Consider the following 21,118-nt stretch of genomic DNA (forward strand, 5'->3'; position numbering starts at 1 on the left):
CGCATACTCGCGCACATAATGGAACAACCCGAAGATCACAGGAGGTGCCGTGACCGGCGCTGCTTCCCCGCATCCGCTGCGCTCCCGGCTGCGATCGCTGCGGCCCGCCGCTTTCGGCGCCGATCCCGTGGGGGAACGCATGGAGCGGATCCGCCGCTCTCCGAACTTCGCCGACGGGGTGTTCCAGAACCCGCTCGGGGCCAGGACCCGGCCGTCCGGCTCCACGCTCGAATTCGCGAAGATCTACTTCCAGAAAGAGGCACGCAGACACCGCGGCCCCGTCGCGCCCGTGCCGCTGCACGCCGCGACCCTCGCCGACCTCGCCAAGGCCCCGGCGTCCGGGCTGCGGCTCACCTGGATGGGTCACTCCAGCGTGCTCGCCGAGATCGACGGCCGCCGGGTGCTCCTCGACCCGGTGTGGGGGCAGCGCTGCTCGCCCTTCCCCTTCGCCGGGCCCAAGCGGCTGCACCCCGTGCCGCTCCCGCTCGCCTCGCTCGGCCCGGTCGATGTCGTCGTGATCTCCCACGACCACTACGACCACCTGGATCTGCCCACGATCCAGGCGCTGGCCTCCACGGACACGCAGTTCGTGGTGCCGCTGGGCGTCGGGGCGCACCTGGAGCGCTGGGGCGTCTCCGAGGGCCGGCTGCGCGAGCTGGACTGGAACGAGTCGACGCAGCTGGACGGGCTGCGGCTGACGGCCACCCCGGCCCGGCACTTCTGCGGCCGCGGCCTGCGCAACCAGCAGCACACGCTCTGGGCGTCCTGGGTCGTCGAGGGCCCTTCGGGCCACCGGGTCTACCACAGCGGCGACACGGGGTACTTCCCCGGCTTCAAGGAGATCGGCGCGGAGCACGGCCCCTTCGACGCGACGATGATCCAGATCGGCGCGTACAGCCAGTACTGGCCGGACATCCACATGACCCCGGCCGAGGGCATGGACGCCCATCTCGACCTGCAGGGAGGCAGGCCGCACGGGGTGATGATGCCGATCCACTGGGGCACGTTCAATCTCGCCCTTCATCCCTGGGCCGAGCCGGGGGAGTGGACGAAGGACGCCGCCGAGGAGGCCGGTCAGACCGCGGCGTTCCCCCTGCCGGGCCAGCCCTTCGAGCCGGCCGGGAACGTCCCGACCGATCCCTGGTGGCGGGCTGTGTCCCACCCCATCCAGCACCCGTGGCGCCGGCCCACGACCCTGGAGGCGCCTGCCGATCCCCGGAGCAGCGGTCTCGACCTCGCGGGCGATCGCTGACCCGGAGCAGCGGCCTCGACCTCGCGGGCGACCGCTGACCGGGCGTGTTCGTGGCGTGCGTTCGGCACCGGCCCCGGATCGCCGGGTTCAGTCGAACCGGACGTCCCAACGGCCGCCCCGTGACGTGAGGGTGACGGCGGACAGCGCCGGAACGTCGTAGTGCCAGAAGGCCCGTGCCGGTGCGGCCAGGGCGTGGACGAGCGAGGCCCGGACGACGGCGGGTTCGGTGACGACCCATGTGTGGCCGTTTCCCGGAGGCACGCTGCCCAGCCATCGGGCGACCCGGCGGCAGAACTCGCGCACCGACTCCCCTCCATGGGGCGTGGCATCCGGGTCCGTGAGCCAGTCGGACAGTCCGTGAGGGTCGGTGGCGGCGACTTCTTCGACGGTGAGGCCGCACCACTTGCCGTAGTCGCAGTCGCGCAGCGCCGGCTCCGGCCTCGAACCCAGGCCGAGGGCGTCGGCGGTCTCCGAGCAGCGGATGGAAGGGGCCCGGACGGCGGGCGCGCGGGGAGGGAGTGCCGCTCCTGCCGCCCTGGCGGCACGCAGGGCGCGCTCGGTCGCAGGACTGTCGCCGAGGACCGTGTCCCTGGGGGTGTCCCCGGTGGTCGTACACAGGAATGTCAGGCGGACCATCATGTCGTTGACCTCCCCGCCGGCCCCGCAGGGCGCGTCTGAGGGTGTGAGTTCCCCGAATGCCGGAATCGGTCGTCCGGTCGGCACAGCCGGTCGTACGTCGCAGGTCACTCACTCAGGATCGGGAAGGCCGCCGGGCCAAACCATCCGGCAGATGTCCGGACCTCCCCCGCGGACTGGCTGGCGCGGCCCCGCCGCCTCGGAGGTTTCCCGCGGCGCTCGCGTCGATCGCGCGTCCCGTGGCCGCCTGCTGTCCATGGAAAGCGTTTGCTACAGATGCGCCCGATCGGCGTGTCCGTGGTGAAACCGAGGCTCAGGTGACCGGAGCGTGACACGGGGTGCCCGTTTGCTTGTTTGTGATTGAAACAGCGAGTTTCCAATCACCTATTGTCTTCACCAATCACGTCGGTGCAAGATTCAGGAGCCCCGCGGCCGGAGAGCACCGCCGCAGTGGCTCCTTGATGCGCTCCCGATCCCCTGCTGAGGTGAAAGTGATGGCCTCCGCGCCCGCGTCACCCCGCCTGGCTTCGCCGCCGTCAGATGCGATCCGTACCGGAACCACGCCCCCCGACGGGCTGAACCGGTCGCATCCGAAGCGGACGTCGTTGCGCCGGCGGTTCCGGCGTGACCGGACCCTGCTCCTGCTGTGCGTGCCCGGCATCCTGTACTTCGCGGTGTTCTTCTACGTGCCGCTGGCGGGCAACGTCATCGCCTTCCAGGACTACCAGCCCTATCTGGGCTTCCAGCAGAGCCCGTTCGTGGGCTGGACCAACTTCACGGCGCTCCTCGAGGAGCCCGAGTTCTGGTCCGCCGTGTGGAACACGCTGGAGATCAGCGCCGTCCAGCTGTTCCTCTACTTCCCGGCACCGATCGCCCTCGCGCTGTTCCTCAACTCACTGATCAGCAGCAAGGTCCGGCGGCTGATGCAGACCGTGGTCTATCTGCCGCACTTCCTGTCCTGGGTCGTGGTCGTCGGGATGTTCCAGCAGGTCTTCGGCGGTGCCGGCACGGTCAGCAGCTATCTGAACGAGCACGGTGTCCACGTCGGCAACATCATGAACAACCCCGACACCTTCATCCTGCTGCTCACCTCGCAGTCCATCTGGAAGGACGCGGGCTGGGGCGCGATCATCTTCCTCGCCGCCATGGCCTCCATCGACAACTCGCTCTACGAGTCGGCGGCGATGGACGGAGCCGGATGGCTGCGCCGCATGTGGCACATCACCCTGCCGGGCATCCGCCCCGTGCTGATCATGCTGTTGATCCTGCGGCTCGGCGACATCCTGTCCGTCGGGTTCGAGCAGATGCTGCTCCAGCGCGACGCGGTGGGCAAGGAAGCGGCCGAAGTGCTCGACACCTATGTCTACTTCCACGGCGTCGTCGACGGCGACTGGGGCATGTCCACGGCGGCCGGGCTGATGAAGGGTGTCATCGGATTCATCCTGATCGTCCTCGCCAACAAGCTCGCCCACCGCCTCGGCGAGCAGGGAGTGTACCGATGAGCACGGCACAGATATCCGGGTTCCTTCGCCGCGGCCGCCGCGGGACGGACCGGCCCGTATGGATGGAGAAGCCCTCCCCGGCGGGGCAGACGCTCAAGCTGCTGGTCATCGTCGCGATGATCGTGGCCGTCGGCTACCCCTTCCTGCTCGCCATCGGCACCAGCCTCTCCACCAAGGCCGAACTGGCCGCCAACGGCGGCTATGTGCTCTTCCCCGCGCACCCCACCCTGGAGTCCTACCAGGTGGTGCTCTCCGGCGGTGTGGTCACCCGGGCCGCGCTGGTCAGCGTGGGTGTCACCGTCGTCGGCACGGCGCTGAGCCTGCTGTGCACGATCTGCCTCGCCTACGGGCTCTCGCGGCCCGGGACCCTTGCCGGGAAGCCGCTGCTCCTCATCGTCGTGGGAACGTTCCTCTTCACGCCCGGCATCATCCCCAACTACCTGGTGGCGCAGTCGCTGGGACTGCTCGACACCTACGGGGCCATGGTCGTCCCCATCATGCTCAACGCGTTCAACGTCATCGTCGTGCGGGCGTTCTTCCAGGGCATCCCCGAGGAACTGCACGAGGCCGCACGGCTCGACGGGGCAGGCGACCTGAAGGTGCTGCTGCGGATCGTGCTCCCGCTGTCCAAGGCGGTGATCGCGGTGGTCGGCATGTTCTACGCGGTCACGTACTGGAACAGCTTCTTCAACGCGATGCTCTACATCAACGACCCGGACAAGCTGCCGCTGCAGGTCGTCCTGCGTTCGTACGTCCTCCAGGGCGACACCTTCAACGCGAAGGCGATGGGCGTCAGCGTGCTCCCGGCCTCCACGTCGCTGTCGATGGCCGTGCTCATCCTCGCCGTGCTGCCGATCATCGCCGTCTACCCCTTCCTCCAGAAGTACTTCAACAAGGGCGTGCTCACCGGCGCCATCAAGGCCTGAGCCGTCCCCCCGCCGCTCACCCTTCACCCTCACCCCCCGCCGCTCACCCTTCACCCTCACCCCCCGCCGCTCACCCTTCACCCTCACCGTTCATTGGGCTGGAGAGCAACAGCCACACCCGACATCCCTGGGTCTCCCGATCCTACGAGTGACCGGAATCAACCCACCAACAACGTAAGGAGAGCCATGTCCTCCAGAAACCTCAACCGTCGCGGTTTCCTCGGCGCCGCGGGCGCCGCCGGCCTCACGGTCGCCGGCGCCGGTGCCCTCACTGCCTGCAGCACCGGTGGGGGAGCGGCCGGTGGAGGCGGTGCGGAGGCCTCGGCCAAGCTGAAGCTGCCGACGTACGTGGCGGCGGGAGTCCCTGCCCCGGACCTGCCGGGCAACGCCGACGGTCTGGACCCGGCCTACGTGCGCTACCCCAAGGACCTGGTCCGCAGCGTCGCCGCAGCGCCGGGTGACGGAAAGCCGGTCACCGTTCTGACGGAGACGTTCACCACCGCCGCCCCCGCGATGAACCGCAACGCCTACTGGCAGGAGCTGAACAAGCGGCTCGGCTCGGAGCTGCGGATGACGATCGTCAACGGGCTCGGCGCCGACGACGTCTACCGCGCGAAGTTCAACGCCACCATCGCCGGCGGCGACATGCACGACCTGATGTGGTTCCCGCCGAACCAGGGCCTCAAGAACGTCCCGGCGCTCCTCCAGGCGAAGTTCCACGACCTCACCCCGTATCTCTCCGGCGACGCGGTCAAGAAGTACCCGAACCTGGCCAACATCCCCGACTTCGCCTGGCGGACCGCGGTCCTGGGCGGGAAGATCTGGGGAGTCGCCGTCCCGTACGGCCGGATGGGCCAGGTCTACGTGGCCAACGAGGACTTCTGGAAGCCGGTCGGCGGCGTGCGGTTCGACAGCGCCCAGGACTTCCTCGACAAGGGCAAGGAACTGCTCGACACCAAGCGCAAGAAGTACGTGCTGGAGCCCGCCTACACCAACCACCTCCTGCAGTTCGCCATGTGGCACGGCCTCCAGAACAAGTGGGCCATGAACGGCGGCAAGCTCACCTACATGTTCGAGACGGACGAGTACTTCGCCGGGCTCGAGTTCGCCCTCAAGTGCCAGGAGGCGAGGCTCTTCTGGCCGGACCCGAACCTGCCCACCACCCTGGAGAAGATCGAGGGCGGCTTCCTCGGCGTCCACGTCCAGTCCTTCCCCGGCTTCCTCGACGACAGCAACATGTACGACTGGCCGGCGAAGGTCATCGTCCCCTTCGCCGCCGAGCCCGGGATGACACCCAGCTGGCACTTCGGCTACGGCTCGGTCGGCTTCACCGCCATCAACAACACGGTGCCCAAGGACCGCATCGAGACGTTGCTACAGGTCATGAACTATCTCTGCGCCCCGTTCGGCAGCGAGGAGCGACTCTTCCTCGACAACGGTCTGCCGGGCACCCACCACTCACGCTCCAAGGACGGCGACGTCGTCCTGAACACCAAGGGCAACGCCGAGGTGCTCACCACCCGGCAGGCCATCACCTTCTTCGGCAACAGCCCGCAGACCCTGTACCTGCCCGGAAAGCCCGATGTCACCCGAGGCGTCCACGCCACCGAGGTCGAGCTGATGAAGATCGCCAAGGCCGACGCCAGCGCCGGATACTTCTCGGACACCTACGCCGACAAGGGCCCCTCCTCCTCCGACGAGCTGTACCAGAGCGTCAAGGACATCATCGCCGGGCGCAAGCCGCTCTCCTCGTACAAGAAGGAGATCCTGCCCAAGTGGCGGCGGGCGGCGGGCGACGCGATGCGCCGTGAGTACGAGAAGGCCATGGAGAAGGGCGCCGGCAAGTGACGGACGACCTGCGTATCGGTGTCATCGGCCTCGGGCTGCGCGGCAACCTCGCCGCTGTCGCGCACAGCCCGGGCGCCGGATCGGTCGTCGCCGCCGTCGCGGACACCGACCCGGCGGTGCTCGCGACCGTCGCGGACCGGTTCCTCGGCGCCGCCGCCGTCGCCGGCCATCGCACACTGCTCGACGACGACGGCATCGACGCCGTCCTCGTCCTCACCCCGGACGACACCCACGAGGAGCTCGCCTGCGCCGCCCTGGAGGCGGGCAAGGCCGTGTTCCTCGAGAAGCCCATGCACATCACCGTCGAGGGCTGCGACCGCATCCTGCGCACCGCGTACGAGACGGGCAGCCGGCTCTACGTCGGGCACAACATGCGGCACATGGGGGTCGTACGGCTGATGCGCGACATCATCGCGCGCGGTGACATCGGCGAGCCGAAGACCGTGTGGGTACGGCACTTCGTCTCGTACGGCGGCGACTACTACTTCAAGGACTGGCACGCCGACCGCCGGCGCACCACCGGCCTGCTGCTGCAGAAGGCCGCGCACGATCTGGACGTCGTCCACTGGCTGGCCGGGGGTTACACCCAGCGCGTCAACGCCCTGGGCGACCTGATGGTGTACGGGGATCTGCCGCGACGGGAGCCGGACACCCCGCGGCCGGAGGGCTGGCTGCGGGAGTTCGAGTGGCCGCCGACCGAGCGCAAGGACCTGCACCACGTCGTGGACGTCGAGGACGTGTCGGTGATGAACATGCGGCTCGACAACGGCGTCATCGCCGCGTACCAGCAGTGCCACTTCAGCCCCGACTACTGGCGTAACTACACGGTCATCGGCACCGAGGGCCGGCTGGAGAACTTCGGTGACCGGCCGGGGGACGAGGTCCGGGTCTGGAACACCGGTCCGAGCGACTACCGCGCGGACGCCGACGCGGTCCACAAGGTGCCCGATGCGACCGGCGGCCACGGCGGCGCCGACCAGCGGATCATGGAGGAGTTCTGCCGCTTCGCACGCGACGGCGGAGCCACGGACACCTCACCGGTCGCCGCCCGGATGAGCGTCGCCGCCGGCGTGATGGCCACGCGTTCCCTGCGCGAGGGCGGCGCGGCGTACGAGGTGCCACCCCTGGACCCGCGGCTGGCCGCGTACTTCGCGAACGGACAGCGACGCACGGAGGCGGTTCGGTAAGGCTCCGGGCCGCAGGGCTCCCGCCCGCGAACCGGACGGGAGCCGCCGCCGACCGCCGACCGCCGAACGCCGACCGTCGCGCCGGATTCCGCAACTGCCTCACGCAGCGGTTGAATCCGGCGCGGTCGTGCGACGGCACGCAACCGGCCGCTCCGCTCGGCCTACGCGGCCGCGTCGAGTTCGGCGTTCGCCCGTGCCAGGACCGTGGTCAGGACGCGGGCGGCGGTCTCCATGTCCTCCGCCGGGATTCCGCCGTACAGACGAGAGGTGATCGCGGCGGTCGCCTCCTTGAGACGGTGGCTCAACTCCTCGCCCGTGCCGGTGAGCCGGAGCCGCGAGGGATCGTCCGGTGCCGGTTCGACGAGCCGGGCCTCGGCGAGTTCGGTGAGGATCGCCGTGGCGGAGGTGTCGTCGACCTTCAGTCCGGTGGTCAGCCGGGTGGTCAGCTGCTCCCGGGCCATGCTGTCGCCGTTCCCCGCGAGCGCGTTGACGGCCACGGCGTGCTGGAACGTCGCCCCGCTGCCGGCCAGGGTCCGCTCCAGGACGGCGCGGGTCGCGTAGTGGGTCATGCCGATGGTCCGGCCGGTGAGCTTCGGTGCGGTGGACATGCCTACTCCTCGGTCTTGGTCTTCTTGCTCGGGCGCCCGGTGAGCGAGGCGCCGAGTGATACGTCGCCGGGTGGTACGTCGATCGGTGCTTCGAGCAGGGCCGTGAGCTCACGGGCGAACGCCTGCGTGCCCGGCCCCTCCAGCCCGCCGAGCGGCGCCAGCATCCCGTCCATGACCTGACGTACGACCGCGATCGCGCGTTCGGCGGCCTCCCGGCCCTCTTCGGTCAGCGACAGCTGGACCGCCCGGGTGTCGGCGGGGTCCTCCGCGCGCTCGATCAGGCCGGCGGCGGCCAGGGCTCGTGCCAGCTTCGAGACGTAGAGCGGTTCGAGGCCCGTGTGGTCGGCCAGCTGCCGCTGGCTGGGCCGCAGACCGGCGCGCTGCACGTCGTACAGCGAGCCCAGCAGGGAGTACTGAGCGTGCGTCACCCCCAGGGGTGCGAGCGCCCGGTCGACCGCCCCGCGCCACTTCATCGACAGGCGCCATACCAGAAATCCCGGCGTCGGTCCGGGCGTCGGGGCGTTTGTGGGGTCGTTCGTCGGTCGGCTCGACCTCTCGCTCATGACGAATAGAGTACATGGCTACTATGTCCATGGCTACTAAAAGAGAGTCCAGGGCGTCCCAGGGCGCATTTCTCGGCCAGGACGGCGGGAAATTTCGGCCCTTCGTGCGAGGCCTCATACCAGAGCGGGACGCTCTACGGGCAAGTTTGTCAACTGCACTCCGCACCTGAACGGTTGGCGACTACCGTGTGTGCCCAGTGATCAACGGTGGGCTCAACACACACCCTTGGCGCCGCCGCACACCGCTCGGTACACCGAATCCTGGGCCACGTACCAAGGACGCTGATGTCTCAACTTCGCGCACCCGCCGCGCGGCCGGACCGCCGCGAGGGCGGCGGGCGGCACGGCCGGTCGAGCGCCCGCTCTCTCTCCTCCGCGGGCAGGCCGCAGTCCACGCCGTCGACCCCCGAAGCCCGTATACGTCCCCAACTGCTGCGCACCGCCGTGCTGCCCGCCGTCGTCGTGGCGCTCAGCGGCGCCGCCGCGGTGCTGTTCACGATCCGCTCCACCGACGCACGGCCGTCGGCCGCGCTGTGGGTCGCGCTCGTCGGCTCCGCGGCCCTCGCCGTCGCCGCCGTGGTGGCGGCGGCGCTGGGCGCCGAACGCACCGCGAGATCGGTGCTCGACCGCGTCCACGGCCTGCGCCGCTCCAGCGCGCGCGGACAGGCCGAACTGCAGGCCGTCGTCGACGGCCTGCGGCGCGGCGAACGCCCGCCGGCCCGCGAGAGCCTGCCGGCCCCCGCCGCCGACGGCGACGAGTTCGACCTGCTGGCCCAGGAGCTGGGGCGGTCCTACGACGCCGCGGTGACCGCGGTGCTGCAGGCCTCCCGGCTCTCCAGCAGCGTGGGCAACGAACAGAAGGTCGAGGTCTTCGTCAATCTGGCCCGCCGCCTGCAGTCGCTCGTGCACCGCGAGATCCAGCTGCTCGACGAGCTGGAGAACGAGGTCGAGGACCCGGAGCTGCTCAAGGGCCTCTTCCACGTCGACCACCTCGCCACCCGTATCCGCCGGCACGCGGAGAACCTCGCGGTCCTCGGCGGCGCCATCTCCAGGCGCCAGTGGTCCAACCCGGTCACCATGACGGAGCTGCTCCGTTCCGCGATCGCCGAGGTGGAGCAGTACCCCCGGGTCAAACTGGTGCCGCCCATCGACGGCACCCTGCGCGGGCACGCCGTGGCCGACGTCATCCATCTGCTCGCCGAACTGGTCGAGAACGCCACGCTGTTCTCCGCGCCGCACACACAGGTCCTGCTGCGTGCCTCGCACGTCACGGCGGGCCTCGCCGTGGAGGTCGAGGACCGGGGCCTGGGCATGCCGGTCGCCGAGCAGAACAAGATGAACGCCCTGCTCGCCGACCCCGACCAGGTCAATGTGGCGCACCTCCTCCAGGACGGCCGCATCGGGCTGTTCGTGGTCTCCGCGCTCGCCCGCAGGCACGGCATCGCGGTGCGACTGCAGTCCAACATCTACGGCGGCATCCAGGCCGTACTGGTGCTGCCGCAGGGGCTGCTCGGCGTCGATCCCGGCGGCCAGGCGGGTACGGACCGGACGGCCGCCCCGCGTCATGGCGACCATCCGCCGGTGGCGGCGGCCGCCGTGGCGGGCGGAGTGGCCGGCCGCGAGCGGGCCTCCGCACCCGTCGGCGCCGCGCCGCATCCCGCCGAACAGCCGGCCCATGCCTCCGCGGAAGGGCCCCACACCGGCAGCCAGCGCACGCTGACCTACGCGACGAGCATGCCGGGCATGCCCCAGCAGCCGCCCCCGGCGGACGGTCAGGCGCCCGGACCGCTCCCGGTGCGCGGCGAGCATCCCGAGCGTCCCAACCCGGCCACCGGACGCCCCGGGGCCGGCCACAACGCGCCGCACCCGGGCGCACGGCCACCGGCCGCGCAGCCACCGGCCCCGCAGCCACCAGCCCCCCGGACCGCGCCGCCCGCGGCCGAGTCCCACGCCGTACGCGGCACCATGGGCCGCCCGCAGCTGCCCAAACGGCGGGCCCAGGAACACCTGGTGCCCCAGTTGCGAAGTGAGCCCCCCGCCCCGCGCAGTAGCGAGGACGAGGCGCTGCACGACCCCGGTCTGATGGCGGCCTTCCAGCGGGGCATCGGCCTGGCCGAGTCCCAGACGCAGGGCGCCTCCGTGGCGGCCCCGTCCCATGAACCGCAGCAACAGGACGAAAACCACAAGGAGTAGATGCACCATGGCGAGCGATGTGCCGACCGGCCATTCCTCGGATCTCGACTGGCTGCTCAGCGGTCTGGTCCAGCGGGTGCCGTACACCCGGAACGCGGTTCTGCTCTCCTCCGACGGCCTGGTGAGATCCGTGCACGGCCTCGACACCGACAGCGCCGACCACATGGCCGCCCTGGCGTCCGGGCTGTACTCGCTCGGCCGCAGCGCCGGTGCCCGGTTCGGCGACGGCGGGGAGGTGCGCCAGGTCGTGGTGGAACTCGACTCCACCCTGCTGTTCGTGTCCACCGCCGGCTCGGGCACCTGTCTCGCCGTGCTGGCGGGGCGAGAGGCGGACGCGGCGGTCCTCGGCTACGAGATGGCGATGCTCGTCAAGAGCGTACGGCCGTATCTGGTCACCCCGGCCAGAGCGGCCACCGGGGCGCCGAGCGCCACGGGGCTCTGACCGTGGCGGCCCGGCAGGACGGGCCGTGGCTCGACGACGCGGCCGGCCGTCTGATCCGCCCCTACACGGTGAGCGGCGGCCGCACTCGTCCGACGGCCGCCCTCGATCTGCTCTCCCTGGTGATGGCCACCGGTTCGGTCCCGCAGGGGCCGCTCGGGCCGGAGCACGCCCTGGCCCTCGGCCTGTGCGACGGTCCGACGTCGGTGGCGGAGATCTCGGCGCACTTACGCCTCCCGGCGGTCGTCACCAAAGTGCTTCTCTCCGATCTCGTGGACTGCGGGGCGGTCACCGCTCGGGCGCCCCGCTTCCAGGAATCTCCCACCGACCGTTCCTTGCTGGAGGCAGTGCTCGATGGCCTACGACGACGGCTTTGACCACAGCCCTGGACACAGCCCTGACAACGGCCCCGAACACGGGACCGGATTCGGGCCCGAACTCGGGCCCGGACCTGGTCCCGCGCACGGGCCCGGACACGACGCCAGCCCTCACCACCGGGCCGACCCCTTTCCCACCGCGCTGAAGATCCTCGTCGCCGGCGGCTTCGGGGTGGGCAAGACGACCTTCGTGGGCGCGGTGAGCGAGATCGAACCGCTGAGCACCGAAGAGGTGCTGACCACCGTCAGCGTCGCGACCGACAGCCTGGAGGGGGTGGAGTCCAAGACCACCACCACGGTGGCGATGGACTTCGGACGGATCACCCTCGACGACCGGCACGTGCTCTATCTCTTCGGCACACCGGGCCAGGAGCGCTTCTGGTTCATGTGGGACGAGCTCTCCGAGGGCGCGCTCGGCGCGGTCGTCCTCGCCGACACGCGCCGACTGGAGGACAGCTTCTCCGCCGTCGACTTCTTCGAACGGCGCGGCCTCGGATTCGTCGTCGCCGTCAACGAGTTCGACGGTGCCTACCGTTACGAGGCGGAGGAGGTGCGGGCCGCGATCGACCTGAAACCCGAGGTCCCGGTGGTGCTCTGCGACGCCCGCACAGCCAGCTCCGGGATCAGCACCCTGGTCACCCTTCTCCAGCATCTGCTCACCACCATCCCGGCACCGGCAGCGGCGCCGAGCTACGGAGCTCAGTCATGACCTACGACCCGACCGGCCATCTGCTGCTCACCCCTGTCGACCGGGAGGCTCCCGTGCGGGTGCAGCGGCTGCGTCAGCTGGGACTGGGCGACAGGCCCGATCCGGCGTTCGACGAGTTCGCCCACAAGCTCGCGGAAGTGACCGGAGCGCCGTACTCGATGGTCAACTTCATCGACGAGAACCGGCAGTTCTTCGCGGGGCTGCACACGCCCGCGGGTACGCACTCGGGCAGCGACCTCCCGGGGGCGGCGGGCGGGGACGTCAGCCGGTTCATGGCGCGCGACCACGGCTACTGCCCGCATGTCGTGGTGCGGCGCAAGGCGCTCGTCCTGGAGGACGTCTGCGACTATCCGCGGTTCGCCGGCAACCCCGTCGTCGACGAGATCGGCATCCGCTCCTATCTCGGGGCGCCGCTCATCGACCGTACGGGCATCGCGCTCGGCACGATCTGCGTCGTGGACACCGAGCCGCGGCCGTGGGGCCGGGCGGGCCTGGAGACGATCAAGACGCTCGCCGCGGAGCTGATCGAGCAGATCCACCGCCGGGAGGACTCGCGGCTGTGACCGATGTGAAGTGACGTCCCCGGGGCCGATCGCGTGCCACCGGGGACGTCATGTGTCCGGACCGGCCGGTCTCGCGCCGGTTCCCTGTCCTGTCCGCTCTCCGGGGGTCCCTGCGGGTCTCTGCGGGTCTCTGCGGGTCTCCGCGGGTCTCCGCGCGTCCGCGTCCGCGTCCCCGTCCTGGTTCACGTCCCCGTCCCCGTCCCGGGCCTCAGACCAGGGCCTCCATCCGCGTCAGCTCCGACAGACGCTCCGACCACTGCCCCTTCGACGTACCGAGCGCCACCTCGGCCAGCCGCAGCAGCTGGATGTCGGAGGTACCCGCGGGCGCGAAGATGTGGTGAGCGTCGCGGAGATACCGCTCGATGGGACGGTCGGTGAACAGCCCGGCCGCCGCGTGGATCTCCATCGCGTTGCGCGCCGAGTCGAGCGCGGACTCCACGTTGACCAGCTTCGCGTTCATCAACTCGGCGTCGCAGGGCAGCCCCTGGTCCAGCAGATGCACCGCGTGGTACGCGGCGAGCCGCGCCGTCATCAGCCGTGACTGGAGCTGTCCGAGCTTCAGCTTGATGGACGGCAGTTCGTGGAGCGGCTTGCCGTAGCGCCGGCGCTCCGCACAGAACCGGCTGGTCTCCTCCAGGATCGCCTGGTGCAGGCCGAGGGCCACGGCGGTCAGATTGGCCCGGCCGTAGAGCACGCTGGAGGAGTAGGCGACGGCGAGGCCGGAGCCCTCCGCGCCGAGCCTGTTGTCCACCGGCACCCGGCAGTTGTCGAAGAGCAGCTCGCCGAAGCTGAACCCGTGCAGCCCCATCGTCGGCTTCTGCTCGCCTATGTGGAACCCCGGCCGGGACGACTCGACGAGGAAGGCGGTGAGCCCCTGGGAGCCCGGCCCCGTACGGACCACCACACCGTGCAGATCGCCGACATGACTGTTGCCGACGTACACCTTCTGGCCGTTGAGGACGTAGTCGTCGCCGTCACGGACGGCGGTGGCGGTCATCCCCAGCACATGGCCGCCCGACTCGGGTTCGGTGACCGCGATCGTCGGCAGACACTCGCCCGCCGCGATCGCCGGGAGCCAGGTCTTCTTCTGCTCCTCGCTCCCGAAGTGGACGATCTTGGCGACGCCCAGCTGGGAGGCCTGGACCATGGCCCCCATCGCGCCGCTCACGCGCGACAGTTCCTCGATGATGATGGTCTTCGCGAGATGTCCTGCCCCCATCCCGCCGTGCGCCTTGCCGATGGTCGCTCCGAGCCAGCCCTGCCGCGCGATCAGCCGCGACAACTCGCCGTGAACCGTGCGGGCCGCCTCCATGGCGGGAACCCGCGGGCGTACCTCGCTCTCCGCGAAGAGCCGGACCTGGTCCCGGAGCTGGTGATGAAGTCGACCGGCGAAATACCCGTCCATCGCGAGCCCTCCTCTGCGAAACGCCTGCTCGCGCGTGTGTTCGAGCAGGTGGTGCATCGGCATGGTCCCGTCCCGTGCAGGCCGACCACATCATGGTGTTGATCGCTTACGGACGGTACAACATCGTGGCCAAGTTTGGCCGAAATGCGGTCCCTTGATGTGTGATTGGGTGTGCGTCGTCGGTGGTAGTGGCCTGTCCGGTCCCACCCGTAGGGCATTCCCACGGGGCCTGTTTCTGCCACATGCCATCGGCAAAGGTTTGGTGGGCATATGGCACTGAGGGACAGCATTCCGCTTCCGGTGGCCCGTGAACAGGCCCGGAAGCCACGGGAGTCCACTCAACTCCCCTGTGGGGCCCTACGTTGCCCTACGGCGGTCGATGCCGTGGCATGCCTCACCCCGGCGTACGGACGTACCACCCGGCGTGTACCCCCGGTCGGTGCGCCGCCCGAGAGCGTCCCGAACGGGCTCGATGCTCATCAACGCGACATTTCTCTACGGGAGTTGCGGTCCGGCCGGGCGGGTGGTGCCGTGCTGGCGCGCAGGACGACCTCGCCGCCGACCCGCAGCACACGTGAGCGCCGTCCCGCCGGCTCCCGCAGTGCGAGGGCCATGACGTCCTGCCCCATGGCGGTCAGCGGAAGGGCGACCGTGGTGAGCGGTGGTGTCAGCTCCCGTACGAGGGGGATGTCGTCGAATCCCGCGAGCGAGATGTCCTCCGGTACCCGCACACCCGCTTCCCGGAAGGCGGCCAGAGCCCCGACGGCCATCACGTCGGTCACGGCGAACACACAGGTCGGGGGCGGGACGTCGGTGCGGGCCAGCAGTTCCCGCGCGGCGGCGTGACCGCCCTCGCGGGTGAAGGCGCCGTGGACGACCCGCTCGGGCGGTAGCGCGGCCCCGCCGGCGGCGAGACCCTCGCGGAACCCGGCCAGCCGGTCGGCGACCGTGGTGAGTTCGGCGGGCCCGCTGAGCACCGCGAACTCCCGGTGGCCCAGGGCCAGCAGGGCCCGCGCGAGCGCGGCCGCCCCGGCGCGGTTCTCCGGCAGGACGGCGTCCACGCGCAGGCTGCGGTGCCGGCTGACGACGGCGACCCGGCCGCCGGCCCGTACGTACGGTGCGAGCTCGGCGGCCAGTGACTGCTCCCAGAGGCGGTCCTGGAAGCCGGACCCGATGAGGAGGATGGCGCGGGCGCGCTGGGCGCGGAGCATCGAGACGTACGCGATCTCCCGCTCCGGCTCCCGGAACGTGCTGGCCAGCATGACCAGGAGGTCCTGCTCCGCGGCGGCCCGCATCACCCCGCCGGCTATCGCGGCGAAGTACGGGTCGCCGACGTCGTGGCAGATGACGCCCACGGTGTTGTTGGAGGCGCTGGCGAGCGCCTGCGCATGGGCGTTGGGGATGTAGCCAAGGACGTCCGCGGCGGCGCGCACCCGCTGTCGCAGTTCCTCCCGGACCCGGGTCGTGCCGTTGAGCGCCCTGGACGCCGTCGCCAGTGACACGCCCGCCCTGCGGGCGACCGTGTCCAGCGTGACGTGAGGGTGTGCCTGTGCTTGCCGTTCACTCAACCCGACCTCCCGGAAACTTCGGGACGACCTATTGACCGTGCGTGCAGGCAGTCATTAGCGTGGCGACACCTTAGCAGAAAGCGCTTTCTGAAAGCGCTTCTTCGGACCGAAGCGAACACCGCTCTTCGCAACTGCCCCGGATTCCCGAGGAGTTCACCGTGAGCCAGAGCGTCATACCGGCACCGTCGGCAGAGGTGAAGGGGGTCGCCGAACGCAGCGCACCAGGAGCGGGCGAGCGGATCGCCCGCGCCCTGGAGAAGAGCTGGCGTCCCTTCGCGCTGCTGCTGGCGTGCTTCGGCGCCTGGTGGGTCGTCGCCGCCGCCGAACTCGTCGAGGCGTATCTCGTCCCTTCGCCCGGCGCGACACTGGACGTGCTGCTGGAGAAGACCGACTACGTCTGGCACCACACCTGGGTGACGACGTACGAGACCCTGCTCGGCTTCGTGATCGCCGTCGCCGTGGGCGTCTTCGCGGCCGTGGTCATGGTCTATTCGCAGACCGTCGAGAAGACGCTCTATCCGATCCTGCTGTTCGCCCAGGTCGTACCCAAGATCGCGATCGCTCCGCTGTTCGTCGTCTGGCTCGGGTTCGGCATCGCGCCGAAGATCCTGATCGCCGTGCTGATCGCCTTCTTCCCCGTGGTGATCTCCATGGTCACCGGCCTCAAGGCCGTCGACCCCGAGATGCTGCAGCTCTCCTCCACCATGGGGGCCGGTCCCTGGCAGACCTTCGTCAAGATCCGCTTCCCGGCATCGCTTCCGCATCTGTTCGCCGGCCTCAAGGTCGCCGTCACCCTCGCCGTGACCGGCGCCGTCGTCGGCGAGTTCGTCGGCGCGAACGAGGGGCTCGGCTACGTGATCCTCCAGGCCAACGGCAACCTCGACACCCCGATGCTGTTCGCCGGGCTCCTCGTCATGTCGCTGATCGGCGTCGTCCTCTTCGTCCTCGTCGAGGTCGCCGAGAAGCTGCTGCTCCCGTGGCACGCCAGCCGCCGCGGCACCGATGTCACCACCACGTTCTGACACGTTCTGAGACCACCGGACTTCCGAGAGGGCCAGCCATGACTGCGCGCAGACTCCTGATCGGCCTCGTACCGCTGCTCCTGGCCGCAACGGCCTGCGGCGACGGCGACGACGCGGCGACCACGACGAGCGACTCCGGCAAGAAGCTCGACAAGGTGACGCTGACGCTCAACTGGTATCCGTACGGCGAGCACGCGCCGTTCTACTACGGCAAGCAGCAGAAGATCTTCGAGAAGCACGGCATCGATCTGACGATCAACGCCGGGCAGGGTTCGCAGAAGACGGTGCAGGCGACCGGCGCCGGCCAGACGGACTTCGGCTGGGCCGACACCCCCGCGGTGCTCGCGGGCGTCGACCAGGGCGTCAAGGTCAAGAGCCTCGGTGTCTTCCTCCAGACGACGCCGTCGTCCGTGCAGTCCTTCGACTCCGCCGGCATCAAGTCACCCGCCGATCTCAAGGGCAGGACCATCGCGGGGACGGCGGGCGACGCGCTCTCCAAGACCTTCCCGATCTTTCTCGAGAAGAACGGCCTGAGCGAGACCGACGTCAAGGTCCAGAACACCGACCCGGCGGGCAAGATCGCCGCGGTGATCTCCGGCAAGACGGACGGGCTGCTGGGCTACGCCAGCGACCAGGGCCCGACCATGCAGAACAAGGCCAAGAAGAACGTGTCGTACCTGCGATTCTCCGAGAACGGGCTCAACTTCTACTCCAACGGGCTCATCGCCGGCCAGAAGACCCTCGGCGGCCGGTCCGACGTCGCCAAGCGCATGGTCCAGGCCGTCAGCGAGGCCTGGGCGGCGGCCGAGAAGGCGCCGGGTCCGGCCGTCGCCGCGATGGACGGCGCCTCGGAGCAGCTGCCTCCGAAGGAGGTCCTCGCCGAGCAGTTCAGGACGACCGTGACGCTGCTGCACACCGACGCCACCCAGGGCAAGGCGCCCGGGGTCAACACCGAGGCGGACTGGCAGCAGACCATCGACGTGTTCGCCGAGGCCGGACTGGTCAGGAGCCCCAAGGCCGTCTCGGAGTACTGGGACAGCGCCACCGCGCTGAAGGGATGACGATGACCAGGGACACGAGCCTGCGGGACTCCCCGGGCACAACGGCGCCGGGGGCGGCGGGGGACTCCGGGAAGACGGCGGAAGCGGGGGCGGCGGCCGCCGTCGGCCTGGAGGAGATCGCCGTCCGCTTCCGCTCCCGGCGCCGCGACGTCACCGCGCTGCACGAGGTCTCGCTCGACGTCGCCATGGGGGAGTTCGTCGCGATCGTCGGTCCGTCGGGCTGCGGGAAGTCGACGCTGCTGAAGCTGGTCGCAGGGCTGCTGAAGCCCTCGGCCGGCCAGGTCCGGCTGAACGGCGAGCAGGTGAACGGGCCGCGCCACGACATCGGTTACGTCTTCCAGCGCGCCGCGCTCCTGGAGTGGCGCTCGGCCCGGCGCAACATCCTCATCCAGGCGGAGATGCGCCGGATGCCGTCCGTCCTGGCCCGTGCCCGCGCCGACGAACTCATCGCGATGACCGGACTCACAGGTTTCGAGGACGCCTATCCGCACGAACTGTCCGGCGGAATGCAGCAGCGCGTCGCCCTCTGCCGCGCCCTGCTGCACGAGCCGCCGGTGCTGCTGATGGACGAGCCGTTCGGGGCGCTGGACGCGCTGACCCGCGAGCAGATGAACATGGAGCTCAACCGCATCTGGCGGGAGACCGGCACGACCGTGCTGCTGGTCACGCACTCGATCTCCGAAGCCGTCTATCTGGCCGACCGGGTGGTCGTGATGAGCCCTCGTCCGGGCACCATCACCGAGATCATCGACGTCGGCCTGCCGGCCGAGCGGGACTACACGCAGACGCTGGCCCGGCCGGAGTTCCATGAGGCCACCGGGCACATCAGAGACCTGCTGGGAGCGGCCTCGGCGCACGACTGACGCACGCTTCCGGCGGTGTCGCCGCTCGTCCTTGCACGGCCGGGCGTCCCTGGCCCCGCCGGCTCATCCCGAATCTGGGATACGCTTCCGGATATGAGAGAAGCGGACGATGACGGGGAGCGAGACCCCATCGACGTACGGCTGGCCGAGCGGCTGGCCGAACTCCGGGCCGACCGGGGCTGGTCGCTCGACGAACTGGCCCGGCGCAGCGGCGTCAGCCGCTCGACCCTGTCCCGTGCGGAAAGGGGAGAGATCAGCCCCACCACCTCCCTGCTCGGCAAGCTGTGCGCGGTCCACGGTCGCACGCTGTCCCAGCTGCTCAGTGAGGTGGAGTCCGCACCCGCCCAGCTCGTACGGGCGGCGGACCAGACGGTGTGGACGGACGCGGCCGCCGACTTCGTCCGCCGCTCCGTGTCGCCGCCGTACGCCGGTCTGCGCGCCGAGGTCGTCGAATCGAGGCTCGCGGCGGGCGCCGACCTCGCCTATGAAGCGCCGCCCGTGCCCGGGATGGAACAGCACATCTGGGTGCTCGACGGAACGGTCGAGTTCACCGCCGGAGGGACGGCGTACGAACTGCGCGCGGGCGACTGCCTGCGGTTGCGCCTCTGGGGACCGACACGCTTCCGCTGCTTCGGCCCGGACGGGGCCCGCTACGCCGTGGTGGTGGTGCTGCCGTGACCAGCCCCACCGTGTCCCGGCTCCGGCCGGACGAATTGGGCGCGGCCGCACCACAGTTGGCGGAGCTCCTCGTCGACGCGGTCGACGGCGGCGCCTCCGTGGGCTTCCCGGCATCGCTCGACCGCACCGCCGCCGAGGCGTGGTGGCTCTCGCGCGCCACCGCGCTCGCCGACGGCAGTCACGTCCTCCTGACGGCTCGCGACGGCGACCGGATCATCGGAACGGCCAGTGTCGGCTTCGCCTCGTATCCGAACGGACGGCACCGCGCCGAGATCTTCAAACTGCTGGTCCACCGCGACGCCCGGGGCCGGGGCCTCGGCCGCGCCCTGCTGGCCGCGGCCGAGCACGGCGCCGCGGGCGCCGGTGCCACCCTGCTCGTCCTGGACACAGAAACCGGCAGCCCCGCCGAGATGCTGTACCGTTCGGCCGGCTGGACGGCGGCCGGAGTCATCCCGGACTACGCCGCCGACCCGGCCGGTGAGCTGCGTCCGACGACGTTCTTCTTCAAGAGCCCGGTCTCCGAGTGCCGGACGGAATGACCGAGCCCGCCTGAGCGGCAGAGTCGCCCGCTACCGGCAGCTCCATCAGAGGGGCCGGTCGCCCCTCGACCCGACGCGGACAGCGGACTTCCTGATCGACCGGGACAGCCGTTCACAGAAGAGGCAGTCCTCTCAGTTCGTGCGGATGCGGTCAGCCTCCGCTACGAGACTCCGAGGCAGCTTCGGCCCCGCACATGCGTAGTCGATCAGCAGGTTCCGGTAGGTGGTGTTCGCGAGCTCCGGCGCCAGGGCGATCAGCGTCTTCAGGTCGTCGGACGAGCCGGAAAGGCGTGTGCGGTAGGCGGCACCCGCCGCGCGCAGGGAGACCTCGTGCGGTTCGTACTCCAGGCCCTGTTCGACGAGGCGCGCAGCTGCGGCGAAGTCGCCCTGCTCGGCACGCACGTCCGCCAGGTCCAGGTAGAGGGACCAGTTGCCGGAGTCCAGGGTCAAGGCGCATTCGAAGGACGCCGCGGCCTGCTCCAGGTCGCCCATCACGCGCCAGGTGGCCGCGCGCGAGACCGCGGTCCACATGACCCGATCGACGGCATCGGCGCGGTCGCACAGCTCGAAGGACAGCTCGTAGCGGCCGCAGGACCGGGGGAGCCGTGCCATGGCGGCGAGCGACTCCGGGACGGGACTGCGTGCCGACACCACCTCGATGGCATGGAACCAGGGCGCGAACCGCTCACGCATCGCGTCGGTGTCCAGGTCGTGGCCGTAGTCCAACGTCCGCAGACACGCCTCGGCCAGTGCCTCGGCACTCACTGCGCCGAGGAAGCGTGCATCGCTGAACCATGGTGCAGCGCCCCATGCGACGTCGGGCCGCGCACCCGTGACCGAACCTAGGGTCATCACCGCGCCGTCCATGTCCCCGTCGAGGAACAGAAAGAACGCCTGTGCCAGCACGGCGCTCAAGGAGCCGTCTCCTTCGAGGCTCGCCTTCAGTTCCGAGCGCCGGTCCTGCCACAACTCGGCGAGGGCCGCGTAGGGCTCGGGGGCTGTCGGTGCTGAGGCTATGGCCCCCGCCAGAAACTTCACGGCGGCGGCCGGACTTCCGCCGCAGTGCGCCATGACACCAGCGAGACCGACGCCCGCCGCCACTGACCTGTTCGACATCGCCAGAGAATATCCGTGGCCAAGGGTTCTGTGAGCCGTGGCCCGAGTCTTCACGTGTCCCAT

The 21,118-nt window shown here is 70.1% G+C and carries 21 protein-coding genes; 15 read left to right on the forward strand and 6 right to left on the reverse strand.

The annotated features are described in order from the left end of the window. The first annotated feature begins 49 nt into the window (after positions 1–49). Positions 50–1,252 carry an MBL fold metallo-hydrolase gene (locus OG766_RS31655; RefSeq protein ID WP_328726894.1) on the forward strand — a complete coding sequence of 401 codons (1,203 nt, stop codon included), beginning with the start codon at positions 50–52 and terminating at the stop codon, positions 1,250–1,252. A gap of 87 nt (positions 1,253–1,339) precedes the next feature. On the opposite strand, the gene OG766_RS31660 is transcribed toward OG766_RS31655, so the two are convergent. Further along, on the reverse strand, positions 1,340–1,891 hold the full coding sequence (locus OG766_RS31660; protein ID WP_266385856.1) for a histidine phosphatase family protein: 552 nt from the start codon (positions 1,889–1,891) through the stop codon (positions 1,340–1,342). A 491-nt stretch (positions 1,892–2,382) separates the two neighbouring features. Here OG766_RS31660 and OG766_RS31665 point away from each other — a divergent pair, with 491 nt between their 5' ends. From OG766_RS31665 to OG766_RS31680, 4 genes are all read left to right on the forward strand, one after another. Beyond that, positions 2,383–3,390: an ABC transporter permease gene (locus tag OG766_RS31665; protein WP_266385853.1), complete on the forward strand. Its 1,008-nt coding sequence runs from the start codon at positions 2,383–2,385 to the stop codon at positions 3,388–3,390. Continuing rightward, positions 3,387–4,316, forward strand: coding sequence for a carbohydrate ABC transporter permease (locus OG766_RS31670; RefSeq protein ID WP_328726895.1), 930 nt, complete (start codon positions 3,387–3,389; stop codon positions 4,314–4,316). The genes OG766_RS31665 and OG766_RS31670 overlap by 4 nt, the downstream gene beginning before the upstream one ends. A 186-nt stretch (positions 4,317–4,502) precedes the next feature. Next, on the forward strand, positions 4,503–6,164 hold the full coding sequence (locus tag OG766_RS31675; protein ID WP_328726896.1) for a hypothetical protein: 1,662 nt from the start codon (positions 4,503–4,505) through the stop codon (positions 6,162–6,164). Then, a complete protein-coding gene (locus tag OG766_RS31680; protein WP_328726897.1) occupies positions 6,161–7,351 on the forward strand; it encodes a Gfo/Idh/MocA family protein in 1,191 nt (396 codons plus the stop codon). Before OG766_RS31675 ends, OG766_RS31680 begins: the two co-directional genes overlap by 4 nt. A gap of 161 nt (positions 7,352–7,512) precedes the next feature. Here OG766_RS31680 and OG766_RS31685 read toward each other — a convergent pair whose 3' ends face one another. Further along, complete coding sequence (locus OG766_RS31685) at positions 7,513–7,959, reverse strand: hypothetical protein (protein ID WP_328726898.1); 447 nt, start codon at positions 7,957–7,959, stop codon at positions 7,513–7,515. A 2-nt stretch (positions 7,960–7,961) separates the two neighbouring features. After that, a complete protein-coding gene (locus OG766_RS31690; RefSeq protein WP_328726899.1) occupies positions 7,962–8,522 on the reverse strand; it encodes a MarR family winged helix-turn-helix transcriptional regulator in 561 nt (186 codons plus the stop codon). Positions 8,523–8,807: 285 nt separating this feature from the next. Here OG766_RS31690 and OG766_RS31695 point away from each other — a divergent pair, with 285 nt between their 5' ends. From OG766_RS31695 to OG766_RS31715, 5 genes are read left to right on the forward strand one after another with little or no spacing between them, the layout of a single operon-like run. After that, positions 8,808–10,715: a sensor histidine kinase gene (locus OG766_RS31695; RefSeq protein WP_328726900.1), complete on the forward strand. Its 1,908-nt coding sequence runs from the start codon at positions 8,808–8,810 to the stop codon at positions 10,713–10,715. Positions 10,716–10,722: 7 nt separating this feature from the next. Further along, positions 10,723–11,157: a roadblock/LC7 domain-containing protein gene (locus OG766_RS31700; protein WP_266385836.1), complete on the forward strand. Its 435-nt coding sequence runs from the start codon at positions 10,723–10,725 to the stop codon at positions 11,155–11,157. A 2-nt stretch (positions 11,158–11,159) separates the two neighbouring features. After that, complete coding sequence (locus OG766_RS31705) at positions 11,160–11,531, forward strand: DUF742 domain-containing protein (RefSeq protein WP_328726901.1); 372 nt, start codon at positions 11,160–11,162, stop codon at positions 11,529–11,531. Next, the gene (locus tag OG766_RS31710; RefSeq protein WP_328726902.1) at positions 11,509–12,240 is read left to right on the forward strand and encodes a GTP-binding protein; all 732 of its coding nucleotides are present in this window, start codon (positions 11,509–11,511) and stop codon (positions 12,238–12,240) included. The genes OG766_RS31705 and OG766_RS31710 overlap by 23 nt, the downstream gene beginning before the upstream one ends. Next, positions 12,237–12,803, forward strand: coding sequence for a GAF domain-containing protein (locus OG766_RS31715; protein WP_266385828.1), 567 nt, complete (start codon positions 12,237–12,239; stop codon positions 12,801–12,803). The genes OG766_RS31710 and OG766_RS31715 overlap by 4 nt, the downstream gene beginning before the upstream one ends. Before the next feature lie 208 nt (positions 12,804–13,011). Here the strand turns inward: OG766_RS31715 and OG766_RS31720 are convergent, their stop codons facing one another. Beyond that, positions 13,012–14,208 (reverse strand): acyl-CoA dehydrogenase family protein, encoded by a 1,197-nt coding sequence (locus OG766_RS31720; RefSeq protein ID WP_266385826.1) that lies wholly within the window; start codon positions 14,206–14,208, stop codon positions 13,012–13,014. Between the two features lie 479 nt (positions 14,209–14,687). Beyond that, positions 14,688–15,776: a LacI family DNA-binding transcriptional regulator gene (locus tag OG766_RS31725; protein WP_328726903.1), complete on the reverse strand. Its 1,089-nt coding sequence runs from the start codon at positions 15,774–15,776 to the stop codon at positions 14,688–14,690. Positions 15,777–15,934: 158 nt separating this feature from the next. Here OG766_RS31725 and OG766_RS31730 point away from each other — a divergent pair, with 158 nt between their 5' ends. The 5 genes from OG766_RS31730 to OG766_RS31750 all read left to right on the forward strand — a co-directional run bounded on the left by OG766_RS31730 (position 15,935) and on the right by OG766_RS31750 (position 19,939). Beyond that, positions 15,935–16,798 carry an ABC transporter permease gene (locus OG766_RS31730; protein ID WP_328726904.1) on the forward strand — a complete coding sequence of 288 codons (864 nt, stop codon included), beginning with the start codon at positions 15,935–15,937 and terminating at the stop codon, positions 16,796–16,798. Positions 16,799–16,836: 38 nt separating this feature from the next. After that, positions 16,837–17,859 (forward strand): ABC transporter substrate-binding protein, encoded by a 1,023-nt coding sequence (locus OG766_RS31735; RefSeq protein ID WP_266385820.1) that lies wholly within the window; start codon positions 16,837–16,839, stop codon positions 17,857–17,859. Continuing rightward, entirely contained in the window at positions 17,856–18,722 is an 867-nt protein-coding gene (locus OG766_RS31740) for an ABC transporter ATP-binding protein (protein ID WP_266385819.1), read from the forward strand. The genes OG766_RS31735 and OG766_RS31740 overlap by 4 nt, the downstream gene beginning before the upstream one ends. 93 nt (positions 18,723–18,815) lie before the next feature. Further along, on the forward strand, positions 18,816–19,400 hold the full coding sequence (locus OG766_RS31745; RefSeq protein ID WP_266385818.1) for a helix-turn-helix domain-containing protein: 585 nt from the start codon (positions 18,816–18,818) through the stop codon (positions 19,398–19,400). Further along, positions 19,397–19,939, forward strand: coding sequence for a GNAT family N-acetyltransferase (locus tag OG766_RS31750; RefSeq protein ID WP_328726905.1), 543 nt, complete (start codon positions 19,397–19,399; stop codon positions 19,937–19,939). Before OG766_RS31745 ends, OG766_RS31750 begins: the two co-directional genes overlap by 4 nt. A 132-nt stretch (positions 19,940–20,071) precedes the next feature. Here the strand turns inward: OG766_RS31750 and OG766_RS31755 are convergent, their stop codons facing one another. After that, on the reverse strand, positions 20,072–21,055 hold the full coding sequence (locus OG766_RS31755) for a tetratricopeptide repeat protein (protein WP_266385813.1): 984 nt from the start codon (positions 21,053–21,055) through the stop codon (positions 20,072–20,074). Between the last annotated feature and the right edge of the window lie 63 nt (positions 21,056–21,118).

The sequence above is a fragment of the Streptomyces sp. NBC_00259 genome (assembly GCF_036181745.1).
Classification (GTDB): Bacteria; Actinomycetota; Actinomycetes; order Streptomycetales; family Streptomycetaceae; genus Streptomyces; species Streptomyces pratisoli.